This is a genomic window from Zongyangia hominis (genome assembly GCF_014385095.1).
Lineage (GTDB): Bacteria > Bacillota > Clostridia > Oscillospirales > Ruminococcaceae > Zongyangia > Zongyangia hominis.
This window is the reverse complement of sequence record NZ_JACRTC010000022.1, coordinates 1-511: the sequence shown is the minus strand read 5'-3', so window position 1 is coordinate 511 and position 511 is coordinate 1. Positions and strand designations below refer to the sequence as shown.

General features: G+C 45.6%; 1 protein-coding gene. It reads left to right on the top strand.

Annotated elements, in window-relative coordinates; genetic code table 11:
- Positions 1 to 511, top strand: a 511-nt coding sequence (locus tag H8709_RS11805) for a TetR/AcrR family transcriptional regulator (protein WP_262398496.1), incomplete at both ends; no start/stop codon positions are given.

Below are 511 nucleotides of genomic sequence, written 5' to 3'. Positions count from 1 at the left end.
CAATCAATGATATTGCGGTAGCCGCACACATTTCCAAAGCGTCTGTGTTTCAGTATTTCGGCAGTAAAAAGCAGCTCTACATTTACCTGCTGGAATACTGCAAGAAAATCATAGAGGGAATATTTGATAAGGAAGCACTCGATTCCCAAACAGATTTGTTCGACAGGATCATGACTTCCAGCAAAATAGAAATGGAGAGTTTCAAAACACAGCCCTTCATTCTCCAATTTATTTCCAGCGTCTGGGAGGAAACTTCTCCCGATGTACTGGATTCGCTGGCCATCCTGACGGAAGAAACCTGCAAGTTCAGAAACGATATGATTTTGCGGGAAGATGACGCTTTGAAATTCAAGAACCCGGAAGATGCTGGCCCTGTATTCCAAATGCTTCTGCTGATGGCCGAGGGCTATGCGGCCGGGTACCGGGGGGCGGCGGCTTTCGATTTTCAGGCTGTCATGGAGGATTTTGAGAAGAACATCGCAATTCTGCGGAAAAATTTTTATAAGGAGGA